Below are 835 nucleotides of genomic sequence, written 5' to 3' on the forward strand. Positions count from 1 at the left end.
TTGGCAAGGCCAGGAGTTACTTCCTTTCGACTCGATTTACTTTTTTAGATCCGATATGACGTACCTTACCGTTGTCCATGCAAACGGTGAAACCCTCACTGACCAAGCATGAAAGGTGTGGGAACAAGCTCACCCAGACCAGCTCCTACGTGCCCATCGCAATACACTGGTCGATGCCAAACACATCTCAGCAATGCACAAGAGCTCCGATGGCCACTACTACATACATATACGCAATACCGACTTTCGCATTCTCGTCAGTCGTCGACACGTAAGCGAACTCAAGCAAAGAATAAGTGAACAATCCTTTCAAGCCTAAGACTGCAACTAAGCACCTTCTAGAATAAAAATGAGCTTCCACTCAACAACTTAGAGAACCTGTTCACACTTTATCCTCTCTCTTTACCTCAATAAATGAAGTTTTTCGAAATACCCTCTCGATCTAACCAAATGTTACACACCGCTACAGGGAGATCTCTTATCATTGAATAGGTAGTCTTCATCAAATGGAGTGGACGATTTGAACAACACACACACATCAACAATGACCAAGCGCGCTTTGTTCGTAATAGGCTTGTTATGTCTGTGTCTGTCATTTAATACTCTAGCTTTTGAAAACTCACGCAGCAATAGCGGTGATGATGATACTATCCTCATCGAGAGCTCATCTGACACTAAATTTTCCTATAGTACAGCGTTCAAATCGTCCACTCCATTTGATGAAGACTACCTATTCAATGATAAGAGATCTCCCTGTAGCGGTGTGTAACATTTGGTTAGATCGAGAGGGTATTTCGAAAAACTTCATTTATTGAGGTAAAGAGAGAGGATAAAG

The 835-nt window shown here is 42.3% G+C and carries 1 protein-coding gene; it reads left to right on the top strand.

Translation table 11 applies throughout. The annotated features are described in order from the left end of the window. Positions 1-115 precede the first annotated feature (115 nt). Entirely contained in the window at positions 116-319 is a 204-nt protein-coding gene (locus tag A3729_RS34520; RefSeq protein ID WP_082882057.1) for a LytTR family DNA-binding domain-containing protein, read from the top strand. The last annotated feature ends 516 nt before the right edge of the window (positions 320-835 follow it).

Source organism: Oleiphilus sp. HI0043 (assembly GCF_001634935.1).